The organism is Bosea sp. RAC05 (genome assembly GCF_001713455.1).
In the GTDB taxonomy this organism is placed as follows: Bacteria; Pseudomonadota; Alphaproteobacteria; order Rhizobiales; family Beijerinckiaceae; genus Allobosea.
On record NZ_CP016464.1, the window covers coordinates 407,123 to 426,727 of the forward strand.

The 19,605-nt window shown below is 68.1% G+C and carries 19 protein-coding genes; 10 read left to right on the top strand and 9 right to left on the bottom strand.

Features of this window, described 5'->3' with window-relative positions:
* Positions 1–181 precede the first annotated feature (181 nt).
* Both BSY19_RS05425 and BSY19_RS05430 read right to left on the bottom strand, forming a co-directional pair.
* Positions 182–766, bottom strand: a complete 585-nt coding sequence (locus BSY19_RS05425; RefSeq protein WP_069056879.1) for a thiamine pyrophosphate-dependent enzyme — start codon at positions 764–766, stop codon at positions 182–184.
* A 5-nt stretch (positions 767–771) separates the two neighbouring features.
* On the bottom strand, positions 772–1,314 hold the full coding sequence (locus tag BSY19_RS05430; RefSeq protein ID WP_069056878.1) for a thiamine pyrophosphate-binding protein: 543 nt from the start codon (positions 1,312–1,314) through the stop codon (positions 772–774).
* A 124-nt stretch (positions 1,315–1,438) separates the two neighbouring features.
* On the opposite strand from BSY19_RS05430, the gene BSY19_RS05435 reads away from it, so the two are divergent.
* Both BSY19_RS05435 and BSY19_RS05440 read left to right on the top strand, forming a co-directional pair.
* On the top strand, positions 1,439–2,383 hold the full coding sequence (locus BSY19_RS05435; RefSeq protein WP_069053253.1) for a LysR family transcriptional regulator: 945 nt from the start codon (positions 1,439–1,441) through the stop codon (positions 2,381–2,383).
* Between the two features lie 418 nt (positions 2,384–2,801).
* On the top strand, positions 2,802–4,238 hold the full coding sequence (locus tag BSY19_RS05440) for an NAD(P)/FAD-dependent oxidoreductase (RefSeq protein WP_069053254.1): 1,437 nt from the start codon (positions 2,802–2,804) through the stop codon (positions 4,236–4,238).
* Between the two features lie 81 nt (positions 4,239–4,319).
* Here the strand turns inward: BSY19_RS05440 and BSY19_RS05445 are convergent, their stop codons facing one another.
* From BSY19_RS05445 to BSY19_RS05455, 3 genes are all read right to left on the bottom strand, one after another.
* Positions 4,320–6,020, bottom strand: coding sequence for an AMP-binding protein (locus BSY19_RS05445; RefSeq protein ID WP_083247874.1), 1,701 nt, complete (start codon positions 6,018–6,020; stop codon positions 4,320–4,322).
* 204 nt (positions 6,021–6,224) lie between these two features.
* Positions 6,225–6,767 (bottom strand): hypothetical protein, encoded by a 543-nt coding sequence (locus tag BSY19_RS05450; protein ID WP_069053255.1) that lies wholly within the window; start codon positions 6,765–6,767, stop codon positions 6,225–6,227.
* Between the two features lie 35 nt (positions 6,768–6,802).
* A complete protein-coding gene (locus BSY19_RS05455) occupies positions 6,803–7,102 on the bottom strand; it encodes a hypothetical protein (protein ID WP_069053256.1) in 300 nt (99 codons plus the stop codon).
* Positions 7,103–7,255: 153 nt separating this feature from the next.
* Here BSY19_RS05455 and BSY19_RS05460 point away from each other — a divergent pair, with 153 nt between their 5' ends.
* The 3 genes from BSY19_RS05460 to BSY19_RS05470 all read left to right on the top strand — a co-directional run bounded on the left by BSY19_RS05460 (position 7,256) and on the right by BSY19_RS05470 (position 8,771).
* Complete coding sequence (locus tag BSY19_RS05460; RefSeq protein ID WP_069053257.1) at positions 7,256–7,774, top strand: YciE/YciF ferroxidase family protein; 519 nt, start codon at positions 7,256–7,258, stop codon at positions 7,772–7,774.
* Positions 7,775–7,937: 163 nt separating this feature from the next.
* On the top strand, positions 7,938–8,129 hold the full coding sequence (locus tag BSY19_RS05465; RefSeq protein WP_150129503.1) for a hypothetical protein: 192 nt from the start codon (positions 7,938–7,940) through the stop codon (positions 8,127–8,129).
* A 48-nt stretch (positions 8,130–8,177) separates the two neighbouring features.
* Positions 8,178–8,771 (top strand): SCO family protein, encoded by a 594-nt coding sequence (locus BSY19_RS05470; RefSeq protein WP_416378970.1) that lies wholly within the window; start codon positions 8,178–8,180, stop codon positions 8,769–8,771.
* Here the strand turns inward: BSY19_RS05470 and BSY19_RS05475 are convergent.
* The 3 genes from BSY19_RS05475 to BSY19_RS05485 form a co-directional block, all read right to left on the bottom strand.
* Entirely contained in the window at positions 8,716–10,614 is a 1,899-nt protein-coding gene (locus tag BSY19_RS05475) for a glycosyltransferase family 2 protein (RefSeq protein WP_069053260.1), read from the bottom strand. The two genes, BSY19_RS05470 and BSY19_RS05475, sit on opposite strands and share 56 nt — an antisense overlap.
* A gap of 165 nt (positions 10,615–10,779) precedes the next feature.
* Positions 10,780–11,997 carry a tryptophan synthase subunit beta gene (gene trpB, locus BSY19_RS05480; RefSeq protein ID WP_069053261.1) on the bottom strand — a complete coding sequence of 406 codons (1,218 nt, stop codon included), beginning with the start codon at positions 11,995–11,997 and terminating at the stop codon, positions 10,780–10,782.
* Positions 11,994–12,680 carry a phosphoribosylanthranilate isomerase gene (locus BSY19_RS05485; protein ID WP_069053262.1) on the bottom strand — a complete coding sequence of 229 codons (687 nt, stop codon included), beginning with the start codon at positions 12,678–12,680 and terminating at the stop codon, positions 11,994–11,996. Before BSY19_RS05485 ends, trpB begins: the two co-directional genes overlap by 4 nt.
* Positions 12,681–12,801: 121 nt before the next feature.
* Between BSY19_RS05485 and BSY19_RS05490 the strand changes: the two genes are divergently transcribed.
* On the top strand, positions 12,802–14,103 hold the full coding sequence (locus tag BSY19_RS05490; RefSeq protein WP_069053263.1) for a TAXI family TRAP transporter solute-binding subunit: 1,302 nt from the start codon (positions 12,802–12,804) through the stop codon (positions 14,101–14,103).
* Between the two features lie 176 nt (positions 14,104–14,279).
* A complete protein-coding gene (gene typA / locus BSY19_RS05495) occupies positions 14,280–16,103 on the top strand; it encodes a translational GTPase TypA (protein ID WP_069053264.1) in 1,824 nt (607 codons plus the stop codon).
* A 76-nt stretch (positions 16,104–16,179) separates the two neighbouring features.
* Here the strand turns inward: typA and BSY19_RS05500 are convergent, their stop codons facing one another.
* Positions 16,180–17,019, bottom strand: coding sequence for a universal stress protein (locus tag BSY19_RS05500; RefSeq protein WP_069053265.1), 840 nt, complete (start codon positions 17,017–17,019; stop codon positions 16,180–16,182).
* Positions 17,020–17,153: 134 nt separating this feature from the next.
* Between BSY19_RS05500 and BSY19_RS05505 the strand changes: the two genes are divergently transcribed.
* The 3 genes from BSY19_RS05505 to BSY19_RS05515 all read left to right on the top strand — a co-directional run bounded on the left by BSY19_RS05505 (position 17,154) and on the right by BSY19_RS05515 (position 19,467).
* A complete protein-coding gene (locus BSY19_RS05505) occupies positions 17,154–17,558 on the top strand; it encodes a hypothetical protein (protein WP_069053266.1) in 405 nt (134 codons plus the stop codon).
* Between the two features lie 28 nt (positions 17,559–17,586).
* Positions 17,587–18,432, top strand: coding sequence for a universal stress protein (locus tag BSY19_RS05510; protein WP_171905089.1), 846 nt, complete (start codon positions 17,587–17,589; stop codon positions 18,430–18,432).
* Positions 18,433–18,534: 102 nt separating this feature from the next.
* The gene (locus BSY19_RS05515) at positions 18,535–19,467 is read left to right on the top strand and encodes an aldo/keto reductase (protein WP_069053267.1); all 933 of its coding nucleotides are present in this window, start codon (positions 18,535–18,537) and stop codon (positions 19,465–19,467) included.
* The last annotated feature ends 138 nt before the right edge of the window (positions 19,468–19,605 follow it).

The window sequence follows — 19,605 nt, forward strand, 5'->3', positions numbered from 1 at the left end:
ATCCTGAGCAGGGCCGGGCCCTCTCCCTCCGAGACGGAGCGGTCCTTCAGAGTTTTCCGAAGAACGACAGCTTCGTGAAGCGAGGGGATCCCGGCTTCGTCGTTCGCATGTATGGACCTGTCCATTCGGCTCTTGCTTCAGCCGGAACGGTCTCGCGAACTCCGTCGGTCCGCGCGCAGGACTATCCAGCGGCTCCGAGATGGCTGCGGAACCGATTCTTTATGAAGACGGCATCGCGCGGCGGAAGCGAGCGCGGCAGGTTCTCCGCGGTGATCTTGAGCACGAAGAGCCGTGGCCCCTCGGCTGGCACGCGCAGGTGTGGGCAAAGCGCGGCGACCTCATCCAGAGTCCGCAACTCGCGCGCTTCGGCGAACCCGCAGGCGGCGGCCACCTTGTCGAAGGAAATGCCTCGCCCGGTATGGCTCGCCTGCATGCCGGTTTCCCCGAAATGCTGGTTGTCGAGGATGATGATGTCGAGATTCTTGGGGCCCGCCACAGCGATGGTCGCCAGCGCACCGAAGGCCATCAGCTGCTCGCCATCGCCGGTGATGACCATCACCTTCTTCTCGGGCTGGGCCTGCGCGAGGCCCAAGCCGACAAGGGCCGCCCCGCCCATCGCGCCCCAGAGATAATAGTTGTCGTCGCGGTCCCCGGCAGCGTGGACATCGTAACTCGGCGAGCCGAGGCCGGTGACGACCAGCGCGCCGTCGCGCGCATCCAGAAGAATCTTGACGGCATCGCGGCGGTCCATGGTCGAAGGGCTCATGATGCTCACCACTTCTTCTTGCCGAGCAGGCGCTGGCCGATAAGGACCGCGATCTGCTGATCGGCCTCGAAGGCCATCGTCGCGGCCTGGGCGACAGTCTCGACCAAATCCTCGCCGGTTTCAGCGCGCAGCACGGTAAGACCGATTGCTTCGAGGGCGGCCTGCGTCGCCTTTCCCATCGGCACCTGCCACGGATTGAACTCGGCCCATTCGCCGCGCATCGTCACAAGCGTGAGGAAGGGGAAACGCCCTTGGACGGGCAGCGACAGCATGTTGATGCAGTTGCCGGCCCCGGAAGACTGCATGAGCAGAACGCTGCGCTGGCCGCCGAGCCAGGCGCCAGCAGCGATGGCGACGCCCTCCTCCTCGGTCGTCAGCACGTTGGTGACGACGTCCGGGTCGGCGTTGAAGAGCTTGATCAGCGTCGAATGGCCTGCGTCGGGCACATAGGACATGTGGCGGACGCCGGCCAATTTCAGCGTGTCGTATAGCTCCGCCGGCCAGTCGATGGCCAAATCGCGGGCTTTGCCAGGTCCGGGCGAATGAATGACGTCAGCGGCAGCCAAGGCGCGCCTCCTCGCGGAAAGATCCGATGCCAACCTTTGTAGCCTCGCCGGGTGATCTTTGACCTCGACCCTTTTTGACGATCAGCTATCACGCTATTCGATAGCTATGGACATTTCCCAGATCAGAACGCTCATCCACGTCGCCGAACTCGGCAGCCTTTCGAGGGCGGCTGACCGACTGCACATCGCCCAGCCCGCGCTGAGCCGCCAGGTCCGGCTGCTCGAGGACGAGCTCGGCGTGCGTCTGTTCGATCGGCACGGACGCGGCATGAACCTGACCGAACAAGGCCACGACGTCTTGCGGCATGCCCTGCGGATCATGGCGGAGCTCGACGAGATCCGAGCGGTGGTGGGCGATCAGAATGCCTCGCTGCGCGGCCATGTCTCGATTGGTATGCCACCCACCGCGTCCGACATTCTGTCCGAACCGCTGGTCGCCGCGTTCCGGGACACCCACCCGGAGGCTACGCTGCGGATCGTCAGCGCCTATTCCGGGCATCTGCTGGATTGGCTGAACCGCGGCGAGCTGGATGCGGCGATTCTCTATGATCCGAAATCGGCCCGTGCCCTGCGCATTCAGCCTCTGCTCGAGGAAACGCTGTTCCTGATCGGCCCGCGAGACTCGGAGCTTTCAATGGAGAAGCCCGTCGACTTCGCCAAGCTCAAGCAGATGCGAATGCTGATGCCGAGCCGCGGGCACGGGCTGCGTTCGATTGTCGAACGCTGCGCCGAGGAGTGTGGGATTCTTCTTGATATCAAGGTCGAGGCGGACAACTACGCGACGCTGAAGGCCCTTGTTACGAGCGGGCACGGCGTCACGGTCCTCCCGTTGGCTCCGATTCACAAAGAGCTCCGGGAAGGCCGGCTCTGCGCCGCTCCCCTGGTCAATCCCGTCCCGATGCGGCGCTTGATCATGTCATATCGAACCGACAGGCCAGCACCTCGGCTGGCTCGCTTCGCCGGCCAGATCATCGTCACGACCGTCGCGAGTCTGGTGGCGCAGGGCATGTGGTCCGGCCGCCTGCTCGAGGACAAGCCATCGGTCGCATGACCAAGAAACCGACAAGCGCAATGGTCTAGGGACGGACGGATGACAGAGGCTCGCACCGGCAAGGATCAGATCGCGGGACAGTTCCCGAACGAGGTGCGGTGCGCCTTAACAGGGTGATGGAATAGACCCCTTTCTGAGGCGATGGCGTCTGGATCGGCGGCTTGGGTCGCAGGGTCGGTCGGGTCTGTGGCTGGTTTGGGCTGTCCGAACCGAGCGCTCTTGCGCCGTCGCCTGTTTGCCGGGTTCAGCCGGTAAGGTTCTGGTCTCCGTCGGGTTGCGCCTGGCCGCAGACGATGTTCTGGTCGAGATTCAGGTTCAGACCCTGGTCTGATCGTCCGCACCCAACTTCGTCCCGCCGCATGCCTGGGGCGGGACGACCTCGCCGCATTTGCCTGTTCCCTCGCGCAACCGGTCTGCCATGTCCTCATCGTCTTGCCTTCCGAGCGTTGCCCCTGGGGATCCGTCGTGGTGGTTCAGCGACGCCCTCAAGGCCGAGAAGGGCCGGCCGGATTCGGCGCCGCTTTCGGGCCTGATCGCGGTCGATGTGGCAATTGTCGGAGGTGGCTTTACGGGGCTATGGACTGCACTCGCCCTGAAGGAGCGGGCTCCGCACCTCTCGATTGCGTTGATCGAGGCGGGGCGTTGCGGGTCGGGGGCAAGCGGCAAGAACGGCGGCAAGGTTTCGGGCTATTGGGGCTCGCTGGCGGGGATGGAGGCGAATATCGGCGCCGACGGTGCGCTGGCGGTCGCCAGGGCCGGCGCACGCGCACAGGACGCGATCCGCGCATTTGCGACCGCGCCGGGCCGCGACGTGTGGTGGCGCGACGGTGCCAGCATTCGAGTCTCGGCCTCGCCCGCTCAGGATGCCAAGATCAAGGGGTATGTGGAGACCGCAAAGCGGCTCGGCGTGCCCGATATCGCCCATGAGCTGACGCCGGAACAGGTTGCGTCATATTGCCGGTCGCCGGTTTTCCGCGGCGGCGTCTACCTCGCCGAGGGTGCGACCGTGCATCCCGCCCGGCTTGCGCGGGCGCTGCGCCAGGCTGTGATCGAGGCGGGCATCTCGGTTTATGAGAACACCCCGATGGTCGGCCTCGATTCAGGCGACCCCAGCCGCATCAGTACGCCAGCCGGCGCGATCACCGCGCGTGAAGTCGTTCTGGCCACCAATATCGAACTCGCGAAACGACCCGACGTGAAGGCCCATGTCAGCGTCTTCTCCTCCTTCGCTCTCATGACCGAGCCTGCGCCCGATCGGCTCGCGGCAATGGGATGGGACGGCGATGAGGGACTCGCCGACATGCGAATGTTCGTCCATTATTTCCGCAAGACAGTCGATGGGCGGGTGCTGATGGGGTCTGGATCAGGCCCGATCGCCTTCGCCGCCAATACCGCGGATCCAAGCCTGACGACCGATACGGCATCGGCGGTGCGTGCGGAGAAGGGTCTGCGCCGGCTGCTGCCGGGCCTCGGCGATGTGGGCATCGCAAAAATCTGGGGCGGGGGCATCGACGTCTCTTCTGACCGACTGCCCTTTTTCCGCACCGTGCCAGGAACCCGCATCCATTATGGCTGCGGTTACTCCGGCCACGGCGTCAACCCGACCTATATCGGCGGGCAATGCCTTGCCTCGCTCGTCCTTGGGGCCAAAGACGATTGGGCAGGCTTGCCGCTCTGCACGCGAACGTTGCCTTCGCTCCCGCCCGAGCCATTCCGGGCCGTCGGCGGGCGTTTGGTGCGCTGGGGCATCATCGGTTGCGAAGAGGCAGAGGAGCGCGACCATGTTGCCGGCCCTACCATGCGCGCAGCGGCTGCCATTCCGAAGCTGTTCGGGCTGCGGATCGGGACAAGGTGACATTGAGGTCGAACTCGGCTCCGAAAGGTGACGAACTGCGATGACGCGCTGTCGGCGACAGGTCGGGCGAATCCGCGCCCGTCACAGCAGGGCCCGCAACTCTTCCTTCTTGACCTTGCCGGTGGCCGTCATCGGGAGGGCCTTCACCAGCCGGATTTCGGGCACCTTGTAGCCAGCCATGCGCTCGCGGCACCAGGCCGAGAGCGTGTCTTCGTCCAGCCCCACCGCCTGTTCGCCCAGCGCGATGAAGGCGACCGGCACCTGCCCGCGCTCGGCATCCTCGCGTCCGATCACGCCCGATCCCGCGATGTCGGGATGCTGGCCGAGCATGGCCTCGATCTCGGCCGGGAAGACGCTCATGCCCTTGACCTTGAGCATCTCCTTGCGGCGCCCGAGAAAGTGCAGATAGCCCTGCTCGTCGATGACGCCGATGTCGCCCGTATGCAGGAAGCCGTTGCGGATCGCCTCGGCGCTCGCTTCGGGCTTGTTCCAGTAGCCCTTGAAGAGCGAGGGCGTGCGCACGCAGATTTCGCCGGTCTCGCCCAACGGCATCAGCGCGCCGCTGTCGAAATCGCAGATCTTGAAATCCGTCCCCGGCACCGGCAGCCCGACGAAGACCGGCTGCGACAGGAGATCGAAGTCGCCCTGCTGCATGCCGATGGAGAAGGTGTCCATCGTGTGGGTTTCGGTCATCCCCCAGGCGGCTTCGATCATGTCGGCCCCGGTGAGCGCCCGCCAGCGGGCCCGGAAATCCGGATTGAGCTTCTTCACGAAGGATGAGACGCGCACCTTGCGCAACGAGCTCAGGTCGAAGGAAGGCGTCCGTGGATGGTCGAGGATCTCCACGGCGTTGTCGACCAGAAGATAGGCGAAGCTCGCTTTGTGGCGTTCGACCGCCGTCATGAAGCCCACCGCATCCCAGCGCGCCATCAGAACCACGGTCGCACCCGCCACCAGCGGAAACAGCAGCCCGGTATCCTCGCCGGCGATCCAGAAGATCGGCACGAAATTGAGCACGACATCATCGGGCGACAGCTGGAAACTCGCCGCCAGGGATGTCCCGGCGGTGTAGAGCATGTCGCGCTGGGTGTGGATGCAGCCCTTCGGCATGCCCGTCGTGCCGCCGGTGTAGTTCAGCGCCGCGACCGCATCGAGATCCGGCGCGAAGGCGGGAGCCGGCGCCGTCACCCGGGCCAGGGCCGGCAGCAGGTCGATGGCATCGTCGCAGGCGATTGTCGGCTGCAGCAGCGCCGGCGGCACCGGAAAGCTCGGCTCCGCGGGCAGCATCTCGGCCAGGCTCGTGACGAAGACGGCCTCCACCTGTGTCCGGTCGCGCACCTGCCGGAGCGGCGGCATCAGGCTGTCGAGGCAGAGAAGGGCCCGCGCGCCGGTATCGTTGAGCTCATAGGCGAGTTCGGCCTCGCGAAACATCGGGTTCACGGGCACATGCACCGCGCCGAGCTTGAGGATGCCGAAGAAGGCGAGGATAAACTGCGGGCAGTTCGGCAGGTACACCGCCACCCGGTCTCCCGGCCCCACGCCGTGCTCATGCAGCAGCGCAGCGAAGCGGTCGCTCAGATCGTCCAGTTCGCGATAGCTGATGTCGCGCCCGTAGAAGATGCAGGCCGGTTTTTCGGGCTGGCGCCGCGCCCACTCCCGCAGATGCTCGCTGATGGCGGTCTCGCCGAGAGGATAATGCGGCTCGCGGGCGATGCCGGCAGGCCAGGCCGCGGTCTGAAGCTGACGCAGGCGGTCGAAATAGGCGGCTTCATCGATGGTCATCGTCGGGTCGGCCTGCCTGTCTGCCCCCGTCATGAGGCGCGCCCTCATGATGGTTCTGGCAAGCAGCAAGGGTAGCGGTGGCTTCGCCCAGCGCAAGGCCGGCGCCCGGGCCATCTAACGCCGACCGGCTCCAGCATGGCGTCCCGAAACAAAAAACCTCCGGGGCGCGGACCCCGGAGGCTGTGGTTCGGTCGGGCGCGAGGCTCAGACCAGCGGCGCGGTGGCGCGGTAGGGCTCGGCCTTCTCGTCGAAGCGCGACCAGCCCTCCTGGCGGTACTGGGCGAGACGGGCGTCGCGGTCGATCGGCGTGGCGCCGTCCATGATCGCCTCGGCGGCCGGGGCCTGGGCCTCGCTCGTCTTCACCGAGACAACGCTGCCGCCGCGACGCACGGTCTCGGCGTAGTAGTGGGCCTCCTCCTCGTCGACGCCGGCGCTCATGAAGGAACCGACCAGGCCGCCGGCTGCGGCGCCGGCAACGGCACCCGCCGCCGTGGCGGCGAGCCAGCCCGCCGCGACGACCGGGCCGATGCCGGGAATGGCGAGCATGCCGAGCCCGGCGAGCAGGCCGGCGGCGCCGCCGACGCCGGCGCCGATGCCGGCGCCCTCGGCGGCATTGCTCTCCTCGCCGCGCTCGTTACGGCCGACCAGGCTGATGTCGGATGCCGGGATGCCGGCGGTCTCGAGCTTTTCGACCACCTCGGCGGCGATCGTGTAGCTGTCATAGGAACGGGTGATGGTGCGGGTCATGGGGACCTCCGAAGACGTGTTGAAGACGGGATGGATCAGTTGCGGACGATATTGCCGCGATAGTCGACGGAGACGTTGACCTTGGCGCCGGCATGCATCGCCATGCCCTTCCAGATGCCGTTCTCGTCCTTCTTCAGCTCGGTCACGTTGGAATAGCCGTTCGCCTCGAGCCGGCTCTTGGCCTGGCCTTCGGTGAAGCTGTTGGCGCCGGGCAGCGGCGCATTCTTGTCGGCTTCCGCCTTCGGCGCGGGCATCGGCGAGGTCGTCGAGGTCTGCGCCATGGCGCCAAACGAGGTCGCCGAGACGAGCATCGTCGCGATGAGCAGCTTCTTCATGGGATATCTCCGTGAGCAGGGCGGCATGGGCCGCTGATGCTCAAGGAAACGGCAGGGCACTCGGAAGAGTTCCGGAAATAAACTGGCGCATCGGGGTGGAACCGAGCCGGTCCTCTGCGGTTGGGCGACCAAGGCAACCCCCGGAGAACAGCGATGGCCACCAATCCCAAGCAGTCCACCCCCAAGCCGCTCGACGAGCTGTTCCACGACATGCTCAAGGACGTCTATTACGCGGAGAAGCAGATCCTGAAGGCCCTGCCCAAGATGGCGAAGGCGGCGACGTCGCCCGAGCTGAAGAAGGCCTTCGAGACGCACAAGGCCGAGACCGAAGGCCAGGTCGAGCGCCTCGGCGAGGTCTTCGAGCTGATCGGCAAGGCGCCCCGCGGCAAGACCTGCGACGCCATTCTCGGCATCCTCGACGAGGGCAAGGCCGTGATGGAGGACTACGCCGACAGCCCGGCGCTCGATGCCGGCCTCGTCGCCTCCGCGCAGGCCGTGGAGCATTACGAGATCGCGCGCTACGGCACGCTGAAGGCCTGGGCCGCCCAGCTCGGCCACGCGGATGCGGTCAAGCTGCTCGACGAGACGCTGGCCGAGGAAACCAAGACCGACAAGGCACTGACCCAGCTCGGCGGCCCGGCGAACAAGGCGGCTGTCGCCAAGGCAGCCTGATCGCGGACGTCCAGAAGAGGCCCGCCGCGCGGCACGCGGCGGGCCTCGTTCCGATCGGCGGCCCGAAACGGGCGCGTCCGCTGAGGCTCGGGCGCGAGGCTGGCGGGGTCTGCGTCACGGATGCCGCTTCCGGCAGGCGCGCCGTGTCTGTATGCTCGTCATCATGACCAGTCGTGACGAAGCCGGGATGTCGGAGGCCGACCGGGCGCAGGACGCGGCTGCCTCGCGGCTCGGCATCCTGCTCCTGTGCGGGGCCGCCCTGACGCTGCTGCTGGCAGGGCTCCTGCTCTGGTGGCGCGAGGGCGACCGTCTTTTCACCGATGGCCTCATCGCCGCCATCGTCGCCTGCTTCTGACGGGCACCGCCGTCCGGGCGCCCCTCGCCCTCTATCGGGATACCTGCCGTGAACCGCCGTCTCGTCCTGCCCCTCGTCGTCTTTCTCGTCGGCGCGCTCGCGCTCGCCGCGGCTGCGGTGCTGACCTTCGCGCCCGGCCGGCAGGGCCAGTCCGGCTCTGGCACCGCCAGCGTCGGCGGCCCCTTCACCCTGGTCGCCCAGGACGGGTCGAAGCTGACCGACAAGGATCTGCGCGGCGCGCCCTTCCTGGTCTTCTTCGGCTTCACCCATTGCCCGGACATCTGCCCGACCAAGCTCTTCGAGATCTCGGAGGTGCTGCGTGCCGCCGGGCCGAAGGGCGAGAAGCTGCGCGCGCTCTTCGTCACCGTCGATCCCGAGCGCGACACGCCCGAGATCATGAAGAGCTATCTCGGCTCCTTCGATCCGCGCATCCTCGGCCTGAGCGGCGATCGGCCCGCCATCGACGCGATGATCAAGGCCTACCGGGCCTATGCCCGCAAGGTCCCGCTCCAGGGCGACGACTACACGATGGACCACACCGCGCTGGTCTATCTCATGGGCAAGGATGGCGGCTTCATCGGCGCCTTCAACATCGAGCAGCCGCCGGCGCAGGCGGCGCAGGAATGGCTTCGTCACCTGTAGGCGCACCATTCTCCGGCAGCGGCGCGCGACGCCGCGCCAGGCCATGCGCCGTCTTGTTCCAGGCGAAACGGCGCGCGCGGTATTCGTGCAGCGCCATCCAGGCCGCGACGCAGACCAGCCCGTAATAGAGCGGCAGCAACGGGAGCAGCAGCAGGAGCTTCGGTGAACCGCGCCGCAGCGCCCCCAGCGCCGGCGGCAGGAACAGCGCCACCGCGCCGAACAGCCAGACGCCGACGGCGAGCGCCGAGGTGACGCTGCCGAAGACATGCGTGGGCGCCAGGAGCGAGCCCTCGCGCCAGGCCAGGAAAGCCGCGATCGCAAAGACCGGATAGGCCAGCGCGGTGACGACGGTGCCGAGCCCGAGCGAGAGGAACGCGAAGGTGGCCGGCAGCCCCGCCTCGCGCAGCACCGTCACTGGCGCGCGCGAGTGCGTCACCAGCGTTTGCATGTAGCCCTTGATCCAGCGGGCGCGCTGCTTCAGCCAGGCCCGCAACGTCAGCGGGGCCTCCTCCCGCGTCTGCGAGGGCAGGTCGCCCATGCGGTAGCCGGCCCGCGCCAGCCTGACGCCGAGATCGGCATCCTCGGTCACATTCCACGCATCCCACCCGCCCACGGCCCGCAGCGCGCGCGTGCGGAAATGGTTGGAGGTGCCGCCCAGCATGATCGGCAGGCCCGCCCGCAGCAGCCCGGGGTTCAGCACCTCGAACAGCCCGGCATATTCCAGCGCGAACAGGGCCGGCAGCAGGCCCTCCTCCGGATGGTCGATCACCAGCCGCGCCTGGAGGCAGGCGAGATCCTCCGGCGCGCGCAGGAAGCGCGCCGCCGCCATGCGCAGCTGCTGCGGATCGGGAATGTCCTCGGCGTCGAAGATCGTGAACAGCGTGCCGCGGGCCTCGATCAAGGCGAGGTTCAGCGCCCGCGGCTTGGTCCGCGGTTCCCCGGGCGGCACGATCGTGACCTCAATCTGCGGCGGCAGGGGCAGCCGCGAGAGCGCACTCTGCATGCCCGTGTCATCGGCCTCGATCAGCAGGCGGATGTCGAGCTTCGCCGGCGGATAGTCGAGCTGGTGGAGGGCGCCGAGCATCTGCTCCAGCACCCTTTCCTCGCGGTAGAGCGGGATCGCGACGCTGTAGACCGGCAGCCGGCTGTCGTCGACGCGCCAGCGATGCTGACGCCAGAGATCGGGCAGCGGCTGCTCGATCGCTGCCCCGAGCCGCAGCAGGATCAACCCGAGGAACAGCGGCCCCAGCAGCAGCGCGACCGCAAAGAAGGTCTCGATCGGCGCGACCACGGCGCCTGCGAGCGCGGCGGCTGCGGCCAGAGCGGCCGCAATGCGCTGGCCGCGGCTGGAGCCGGTGCGGGCGCTGTCGCGGGCGAGGCCCGGCAGATCGCGATTGGCGGCGCGCAGCGCGAGCCTCTCGGCATTGGCGTCGCGCAAGGCCGCACTGAAGCGCCGCGGCGTCACCACGGCGACGTCGTCGCGCCGGCGCGGCCCGGCCTCCAGCATGGCGCGCAGAGCCGGTCCCTCGGGAGCCAGGATGAAGCGGAGGCGGCCGAAGGGCTCGTCGAGAACGGGCGCGATGCCGCCGCGCAGGATCGCCGCATGCTCGCCGCCCGGGCGCAGGGCGAAGCGGCCGGCCTGGAAGGGCAGGCCGAGCTCGGCCGCCAGCGCGCGGTAGAAGCCTTCCTCGTCGATCAGCCCGCGGGCGAGAACCTCGCGGGCGGGCTCGGTCCGGTCGCGTTCGGCGCGTCGCGCCACCGTGGCGAGATCGGCCGGCGCGACGCCGTGGCGCGCGAGAAAAGCGATCTCGACCGGCAGCCCGGCCGAGGCCGGCGCCGGCAACTCCGGATGTCTGTCGTGACCGCTGCCCCCCACCGGCCCGGCTCCGCCCAACGCAACGACGAGACTGTCCCGGGCCGGAAGGGCCGGGACAACCCATGGTTGCCGGATCGGGGCGATGAGTCGAGGGGGTGGTCGCGATTTTCCCGCCGAAGCGGGCGTTTTCGCTCACATGCCGCCGAGGATCTCGGCAACCTGCGGGATGTCCTTGTCGCCGCGCCCGCAGAGATTCATCACCATCAGGTGATCCTTGGGCAGGGTCGGGGCGAGTTCGATCACCTTGGCCAGCGCATGGGCCGGCTCCAGCGCGGGGATGATGCCCTCGAGCTTCGAGCAGAGCTGGAAGGCCGAGAGCGCCTCGTCATCGGTGGCGGAGATGTAGGTGACCCGGCCGGTGTCGTGCAGCCAGGCATGCTCCGGGCCGATGCCGGGATAGTCGAGGCCTGCCGATATCGAATGGGCGTCCTTGATCTGCCCGTCCTCGTCCATCAGCAGATAGGTCCGGTTGCCGTGGAGGACTCCGGGCTTGCCGCCGGTCAGCGAGGCCGCGTGCTGCGCGGTCGAGAGGCCGTGGCCGGCCGCCTCGACGCCCCACATCTTGACGCTCGGATCGTCGAGGAAGGGGTGAAACAGGCCGATCGCATTCGAACCGCCACCGATCGCCGCAATCAGCGAGTCCGGCAGGCGGCCTTCCGCCTCCAGCATCTGCTCGCGGGTCTCGCTGCCGATCACCGACTGGAAGTCGCGTACCATCGCGGGATAGGGGTGTGGACCCGCCGCCGTGCCGATGCAGTAGAAGGTCGTCGCGACATTGGTCACCCAGTCGCGCAGCGCCTCGTTCATGGCGTCCTTGAGCGTCTTGGTGCCGGACTGGACGGGCACGACGCTGGCGCCGAGCATCTTCATGCGGAAGACGTTGCTGGCCTGCCGGGCGACGTCGACGGCGCCCATATAGACGATACATTCGAGGCCGAAGCGGGCACAGAGCGTCGCGGTGGCGACACCGTGCTGGCCGGCGCCGGTCTCGGCGATGATGCGCTTCTTGCCCATGCGCCGCGCCAGCAGGATCTGGCCGAGCACGTTGTTCACCTTGTGCGCGCCGGTGTGGTTGAGCTCGTCGCGCTTGAAATAGATCTTCGCGCCGCCGAGGTGCTCGGTCATGCGCTCGGCGAAATAGAGCGGCGAGGGCCGCCCGACATAGTGCTTGAGATAGCTGGCCATGTCGGCCTGGAAGCCGGGATCGACCTTGGCGGCCTCATAGGCCTGCTCCAGCGACAGCACGAGCGGCATCAGCGTCTCGGCGACGAAGCGCCCGCCGAACAGGCCGAAGCGGCCGTTCTCGTCGGGGCCGGAGCGGTAGGTGTTCGGGTTCTGGGGGGCGTTCATGTCCGGCCTGCCTCTGTTGTTGCGGCCGCCGCGGCGCGGGCCGCGACGACGAAATCCCTGATCCGCTCGACATCCTTGACGCCGGGCGCCCGCTCCACCCCGGAGGAGACGTCGACACCCCAGGGCCGTGCCATCGCGATGGCCTGCGCGACATTCGCCGGATCGAGCCCGCCCGATAGCATGAAGGGCGAAGTCCGGTCGAGCGCCGCCAGGATCGACCAGTCGAAGGCGCGCCCGTGCCCGCCGGGATAGGCGGCGTCCTTCGGCGGCTTGGCGTCGAGCAGGATGCGGTCCGCGATGCCGTCATAGGCAGCGAAGGCGGCGAGATCGTGCCGGTCAGCGACGCCGAGCGCCTTGATCGCGCGCAGCCCGGTCGCGGCCCTGAGGGCGCGCACCGCCTCGGGCGTCTCGCGACCATGCAGCTGCAGCCAGTCCGGCCGGACGGCCTCGACGAGTTCCGTCACCTCGCCGATGGCGCGGTCGACGATCAGCGCGACGATCTCGGCACGGCCGCGCGCCCGTGCGGCCAGCACCGCCGCCTCTTTCGGCGGCACGAAGCGCGGGCTCTTCGGATGGAAGACGAGGCCGACCATCTCGACCCCGGCCGCCAGCGCGGCCTCCAGCGTCTCGGGCGTCGAGAGGCCGCAGATCTTGATGGTGAGGGGCTGCGCGGGGACGGACATCCGCCCGGCTTTACACGAAGGTGATCGCCGCCGCACTTGCGACATGATGACGGGCGAAGCAATGCTGGCGTGGCCAGGCGGTGCCGGCGGAGCGAAGCGGCGACAGGGCGGGCGGACTCGATTGTTCGGCAAGGGGCGGCGCGGTTTCACCATTCTCGCGGGGCTGCTGGCGCTGGCCGGCATCACTGCGGCCGTCTTCTATGTCGCCAGCCAGCCGCGGACGCTGCGTCTCGCCGTCGGCCCGCTCGGCTCCGAGGATGCCCGCATGGCTGCGGGCTTCGTCCAGGGCCTGAACCGCGAGAAGGCCCAGATCCGCCTCAGGCTGATCCTGACCGAGGGCTCCGAGGAAAGCGCGCGCAAGGTCGATGCCGGCGATGCCGAGCTCGCCATCGTCCGGCCCGACATCGCCCTGCCGGCCAAGGCGGATACCGCGCTGATCACCCGCCGCTCCTTCCCCTTCCTGATCACGGACAAGGAGAGCGCGATCGGGCGCATCGCCGATCTGCGCGGCAAGCGCGTCGGCGTTGTGCGCAACCCGCCGGGCAACATCGCCCTGCTCAAGCTCGTGCTGGCCCAGTACGAGGTCGGGCCGGAGGATGTGCAGATCGTCGAGCTGACGCCGGACGAAATCGTGCCCGCGGCGAAGGAGCGGCGCATCGATGCCTTTTTCACCGTCAACGCGGTCGGCGCGCGGGCCGGCGGGGACGGGGCCGGGCGCCTGCGCACGGCCTGGGGGGAGGATCCGGTCCTGATCCCGATCCGCGAGGCGGATGCGCTGGCGGCCCGCATCCGCACCATCGAGACCGGCGAGATCGTGCGCGGAGCGCTCGGCGGCGACCCGCCGCGCCCGTCGGAGAACCTGCCGACCATCGCCATCACCTCGCGTCTCGTCGCTTCCCAGGATCTCGACGACGACGTCGTCGGCAATCTGGTCAGCGCGCTGCTGGGGCTGCGCGTGACGCTCGCAGCCGAACTACCACAGATCCAGGGGCTGGAAACGCCGGCCACCGACAAGGATGCGCCGCTGCCGGTCCATAGTGGCGCGGCCGCCTTCATCGATGGCGAGCAGAAGACCTTCTTCGAGCGCTATGGCGACTGGTTCTATCTCGGCGTGATGGCGCTCTCGCTGCTGGGCACCGGCGCGGCCGGCCTGCTCGGGCGCGAGAGCGCGGCCCGGCGCCGGCAGGCGATGCTGGGGCTCGACCGGCTGCTGGCGATCCTGCCGCAGATCCGCGCCACCACGGATGTCGAGGCGCTCGACCGCTACAGGGCCCAGGCCGACGCGATCCTGCTCGAGGTCCTCGGTGATTTCGGGCAGGGCAATCTCGATTCCTCGGCCATCGCCGCCTATCGCCTGGTCTTCGATCAGGTCAGCCGCGCCGTGGTCGAGGCCAAGATCAGGTCGGCCTCCGTCCAGATCTGAGCGCGTCGCGCGGAGCAGTGATTCACCCTGCGCCCGGCTGTCGGGCCGTTCGTGGTTGCTCAAACGTCCGTCAACGTTTATGTGCAGCGCAGCGAATTCCAGTTTCCTCGAGACGGGCTGCGCCGGCAGGGCTTTGATCCTCGCCGGCTTGTGGCCATGACAAAGGCCCTTCCCGCATGTCCATGCGCAATATCGCCATCATCGCTCACGTCGACCACGGCAAGACCACGCTCGTCGACAAGCTGCTGCAGCAGTCGGGCACCTACCGCGACAACCAGCGCGTGATCGAACGGGTGATGGATTCCAACGAGCTGGAGAAGGAGCGCGGCATCACCATCCTCGCCAAGGCGACCTCGGTCGTCTGGAAGGACGTCCGCATCAACATCGTCGACACCCCGGGCCATGCCGATTTCGGCGGCGAGGTCGAGCGCATCCTGAACATGGTCGATTCCGCGATCGTGCTGGTCGATGCCGCCGAGGGCCCGATGCCGCAGACCAAGTTCGTGGTCTCCAAGGCCCTGAAGCTCGGCCTGCGCCCGATCGTGGCGATCAACAAGGTCGACAAGCCCGACGCCCGCGTGACCGAAGTCATCAACGAGGTCTTCGACCTCTTCGCCGCGCTCGACGCCACCGACGAGCAGCTCGATTTCCCGATCCTCTACGGTTCGGGCAAGCAGGGCTGGATGGCCCATGACCCGGCCGGCCCGCAGGACCAGGGCCTCGCTCCGATGTACGACCTCATCCTCAGCCACGTGCCGGAGCCGCGCATCGAGGAAGGGCCCTTCCGTATGCTCGGCACTCTGCTCGAGGCCAATCCCTATCTCGGCCGCATCATCACCGGCCGCGTCGTCTCCGGCACCGCCAAGCCCAACCAGCAGATCAAGGTGCTCTCCGGCGATGGCAGCCTCGTCGAGAGCGGGCGCATCACCAAGATCCTCGCCTTCCGCGGCCTCGAGCGCACGCCGATCGAGGAAGCGATCCCCGGCGACATCGTCTCCATCGCCGGCCTCGTGAAGGGCTCGGTCGCCGACACCTTCTGCGACCCGTCCGTCGAGATCGCGATCAAGGCCCAGCCGATCGACCCGCCGACCGTCTCGATGACCTTCATGGTCAACGACTCGCCGCTGGCGGGCACCGAGGGCGACAAGGTCACCACCCGCGTGATCCGCGACCGCCTGTTCAAGGAGGCCGAGGGCAATGTCGCGCTGAAGATCGAAGAGGCCAAGGACAAGGACAGCTACATCGTCTCCGGCCGCGGCGAACTCCAGCTCGCCATCCTGATCGAGCAGATGCGCCGCGAGGGCTTCGAGCTCGGCGTCTCGCGTCCGCGCGTCGTGCTGAAGCGCGACGACAACGGCCAGCTGCTCGAGCCGATCGAGGAGGTCATCATCGACGTCGACGAGGAGCATTCCGGCGTCGTCGTGCAGAAGATGTCCGAGCGCAAGGCCGACATGCTGGAGATGCGCCCCTCCGGCGGCAATCGCCTGCGCCTGATGTTCCATGCTCCGACGCGTGGCCTCATCGGCTATCAGGGCGAACTCCTGACCGACACCCGCGGCACCGCGATCATGAACCGCCTGTTCCATGACTACATGCCCTACAAGGGCGAGATCGGCGGCCGCCGCAACGGCGTGCTGATCGCGATGGAGACCGGCGAGGCCGTGGCCTATGCGCTCTGGAACCTCGAGGACCGCGGCCCGATGATGATCGAGCCCGGCTGGAAGGTCTATCAGGGCATGATCGTCGGCGAGCACACCCGCGAGAACGATCTCGAGGTGAACGTCCTCAAGGGCAAGAAGCTCACCAACATCCGCACCACCTCGAAGGACGAGGCCGTGCGCCTGACCCCGCCGATCCGCATGACGCTGGAGCGTTCGCTGGCCTGGATCGACGACGACGAGCTGGTCGAGGTCACGCCGAAGTCGATCCGCCTGCGCAAGGCGATCCTCGACCCCAACGAGCGCAAGCGCTCGCAGAAGATGAAGCAGGACGTCGCCTGAACCGGCCGCTCCTGACGAATCCGAAGGGCGGGCCGGAAGGCCCGCCCTTCATCGTTTCGGGTGGGAGCTGCCGCGCTCAGTGGCTCATCAGGATCGGCAGCGTGCATTCGTGCAGCAGCGATTGCGTCACGCCGCCGAGCAGCCATTCGCGCAGGCGCGAGTGCTTGTAGGCGCCGCAGACGATGAGATCGGCCGCGAAGCCGGCGGCCGCCTGGCGGATCTCGGTGGCGACGTCGGCTTCACCCAGCGCGATGTTGCGCACGCTCACCTTGATCCCGTGCCGCGCCAGATGCGGGGCGAGGTCGGTGCCGGGCAACAGGCCGGCGAGATCCTTCTCGCCGGTGACGGTCACGATCTCGACCTCCTCGGCCTCCTGGAGGAAGGGCAGGGCGTCCGCGACGGCGCGGGCCGCCGAAGCGCCGCCGTCCCAGGCGATCACGATGCGCCTGGCGGCGTAGCGCTCGCTGCCCGGCGGCACGATCAGGACCGGGCGGCCGCTGTCGAACAGGGCCGCCTCGATCAGCCCGCGGTCGCGCTGGACCGGATCGGTCTCCATGTCGAGCACCGTGACGTCGTGCACGCGGGCATGGGCGAGCAGCCGGTCGCACAGGCTGGCGAAGACGAGGGACGGGGTCTCGACGGTGCAGACGACGCCGGCGAGGTCGGCCCGGCCCTTGGACTGTTCGGCGAAGGCCTCGGCCAGCTCCTTGATGCGGCGGTTTTCATGCGCGATCAGCTCGGCACCGAAGGCACCGACCAGCGATCCCGGCACCGCATAGCGCATCGAGGCGGCCTCCAGGGTCAGATGAGCGTCGGCGGCCTGCGACAGCGAGATCGCATAGGCGACGGCCGAGCTGTGATTGCCGCGTCCGTCCTCGGTAAAGCCGACGAGAACGCTCTTGATCGAGAGGGGCATGGCGGATCCTCCAGGGGGTTGATGTTGCCGACAGCTTGCCCGAATGCGCGGCCGAACCCTTGCGCTGGATCAATCCTTCGCGCTCCGATTAGTGGAACAGTGCCCTCGTCGGCGATCGACGGAGGAATGGCACCATGCTTCAGCGCATCTCGCTTCATCTGGGGCGCACCCCGGCGCAGCCCGAAGGCAGCAGCCGCGACGGCTACGAGATCACCGCCCCGCTCGATGCCGAGGGCAGGCTCGTCGCGCAGGAATGGCAGGCGTCCCGCGACAAATGCCGCGTGCGGCGTTTCCGTCCCGGCGAGCCCGACCGCCATGGCTGGCTCCTGCACCGGGCCGGCGGCGAGGGCGGCGCGAACTGGGGCATCGACTATGACGATGCCTCCAGCGAGGACGACGAGTTCGGCTACAAGCTGGACCGGCATCGCTTCCAGCTGGGGGAATATGTCTCGATCCGCGAGCAGGATGGCGACTTCCTGCCCTACCGGGTCGTCACCATTCGGCCAGTCGGGGCGTCGGCGGCAGCCGACGCGTCCTGAAGCCGCGTCGCCACGGAGATCGAAAGCCATGTCGACCCCGCTCATGACGGCCCAGCCCCTGGGTATCGGCACGCTGCTCGTGCCGGTGCATCTCGGGGCCGGATGCGAACACACGATCCACTTCGCGGCCAGGCTGGCGAAGGCTCTCTCCTGTCGCCTGATCGGTCTTGGTGCCGACCAGATCGAGCTGCCCTATTACGGGGACAGCGCGGGCATGGTCGATGCCGTGGTGGTCGAGAACGGCCGTGCGGTCCTGCTCGAGGATCTGGCGAAGGCGGAAGCGCTCTTCCGCAGTGCGGCCGACGGCGTCGCGCACGAATGGCGCAGCGCGATCGAGCAGACCCGCGCGTTCCTCCTGACCCAGTCGCGCGCGGCCGATCTCGTCGTCCTCGCACGGCAGGGACCGGGTGATCCGCCACTGGGGCGGATGGGCGTGGCGCCCGGCGACATCGTCATGGAGCTGGGGCGGCCGATCCTGGTGGTGCCGCCGGGTATCGGGACCCTGGCGGCGCGCAGCGTGGTGGTGGCCTGGAAGGACACGCGCGAATCGCGACGCGCCCTGCAGGACGCGCTGCCCTTCCTGGTCCGGGCGGAGATGGTCTCCGTGATCGCGGTCGGTGCCGATCCCGACGACGACGGCGCCCAGGACGCCTGCGGCTATCTCGCGCAATACGGCATCGCCGCCCGCGCGGTGCTGCGGCCGAGGAGCGCCGGCTCGATCGTCGGGGAGATCACAGATCTGGTCCGGCATCAGGGGGCGGATCTGATCGTCGCGGGGGCCTATGGGCATAGCCGCCTGCGCGAATGGATCTTCGGCGGCGTCACCCAGGAGCTGATCCAGGCCACGCCGGTCTGCTGCCTGATGTCCCACTGAACGCCCCGTCTTGCGTTGGGCGCAGCGGTGCAGGCCTCGCTGCGCCCTTGTGACGGCCAGCCGGCTCTGGTCCTCTGGGCTCTTCCCGATCAGGAGAGCCCCATGCAGTTCCGAAATCTCGGCCGCTCTGGCCTGCGCGTCTCCCTCGTCGGCCTCGGCTGCAACAATTTCGGCGGCCGGATCGACGATGCCGCGGCCGCCCGGGTGGTCGATGCCGCGATCGAGCATGGCATCACCCTGTTCGACACCGCCGACATCTATGGCGAGAAGGCGGGCTCGGAGCGTGTGCTCGGCGAGGTCTTGGGCGCGCGCCGCAAGGACATCGTGCTGGCCTCGAAGTTCGGCATGACCATGTTCCACGGTGGGCAGGGTGGCTCGCGCCGCTACATCCTCAGCGCCGTCGAGGAGTCCTTGACGCGGCTGAAGACCGACTGGATCGACCTCTACCAGTTCCACATGCCCGACCCGCTGACCCCGATCGACGAGACGCTGCGCGCACTCGAGGATCTCGTGACTGAAGGAAAGGTCCGCTACACCGGCTGCTCCAACATGCCGGCCTGGCAGGTTGCGGATGCGCACTGGACGGCGCGCGATCTGCGCCTCGCCGGCTTCGCCTCGGCGCAGGACGAATATAGCCTGCTGAAGCGCGGCGCCGAGAAGGATCTGATCCCCGCGCTTCAGCACTACGGCATGGGCCTGCTGCCCTATTTCCCGCTCGCCAACGGCGCCCTCACGGGCAAGTACAAGCGCAACGCCCCCATGCCCGACGGCGCGCGCCTGACCAAGCTGCCCGAGCGTGCCGACCAGATCTTCAGCGATGCGAACTGGACGAAGATCGAGGCGCTGACCGATTTCTGCCAGGCGCGGGGCCGGACGCCGGTGGAACTCGCCTTCTCCTGGCTCGCCGCCCAGCCGGTCGTCTCCAGCGTCATCGCCGGTGCGACCAAGCCCGAGCAGATCGCCGCCAATGTGAAGGCGGCCGACTGGGCGCTGACGGTCGACGACCTCGCCGAGATCGACCGGATCACGGTCTAGGTTTCCTCGGAACCACGCCGTCATCCCGGACAAGCTGCGCAGCAGCGCCGCTCCGGGATCCATCCTAGAGATCCGGAGCCCTCCGATGGATCCCGGGGCAAGCCCGGGATGACGTCGTGATTTTCGGAAATCGCGAGG

Bases quoted from the DNA above. Each gene is read 5' to 3' on its own strand.
- BSY19_RS05425 (WP_069056879.1), bottom strand. From the start codon at position 766: ATGAGCCCTTCGACCATGGACCGCCGCGATGCCGTCAAGATTCTTCTG.
- BSY19_RS05435 (WP_069053253.1), top strand. From the start codon at position 1,439: ATGGACATTTCCCAGATCAGAACGCTCATCCACGTCGCCGAACTCGGC.
- BSY19_RS05440 (WP_069053254.1), top strand. From the start codon at position 2,802: ATGTCCTCATCGTCTTGCCTTCCGAGCGTTGCCCCTGGGGATCCGTCG.
- BSY19_RS05445 (WP_083247874.1), bottom strand. From the start codon at position 6,020: ATGACCATCGATGAAGCCGCCTATTTCGACCGCCTGCGTCAGCTTCAG.
- BSY19_RS05450 (WP_069053255.1), bottom strand. From the start codon at position 6,767: ATGACCCGCACCATCACCCGTTCCTATGACAGCTACACGATCGCCGCC.
- BSY19_RS05455 (WP_069053256.1), bottom strand. From the start codon at position 7,102: ATGAAGAAGCTGCTCATCGCGACGATGCTCGTCTCGGCGACCTCGTTT.
- BSY19_RS05460 (WP_069053257.1), top strand. From the start codon at position 7,256: ATGGCCACCAATCCCAAGCAGTCCACCCCCAAGCCGCTCGACGAGCTG.
- BSY19_RS05465 (WP_150129503.1), top strand. From the start codon at position 7,938: ATGACCAGTCGTGACGAAGCCGGGATGTCGGAGGCCGACCGGGCGCAG.
- trpB (WP_069053261.1), bottom strand. From the start codon at position 11,997: ATGAACGCCCCCCAGAACCCGAACACCTACCGCTCCGGCCCCGACGAG.
- BSY19_RS05485 (WP_069053262.1), bottom strand. From the start codon at position 12,680: ATGTCCGTCCCCGCGCAGCCCCTCACCATCAAGATCTGCGGCCTCTCG.
- typA (WP_069053264.1), top strand. From the start codon at position 14,280: ATGTCCATGCGCAATATCGCCATCATCGCTCACGTCGACCACGGCAAG.
- BSY19_RS05500 (WP_069053265.1), bottom strand. From the start codon at position 17,019: ATGCCCCTCTCGATCAAGAGCGTTCTCGTCGGCTTTACCGAGGACGGA.
- BSY19_RS05505 (WP_069053266.1), top strand. From the start codon at position 17,154: ATGCTTCAGCGCATCTCGCTTCATCTGGGGCGCACCCCGGCGCAGCCC.
- BSY19_RS05510 (WP_171905089.1), top strand. From the start codon at position 17,587: ATGTCGACCCCGCTCATGACGGCCCAGCCCCTGGGTATCGGCACGCTG.
- BSY19_RS05515 (WP_069053267.1), top strand. From the start codon at position 18,535: ATGCAGTTCCGAAATCTCGGCCGCTCTGGCCTGCGCGTCTCCCTCGTC.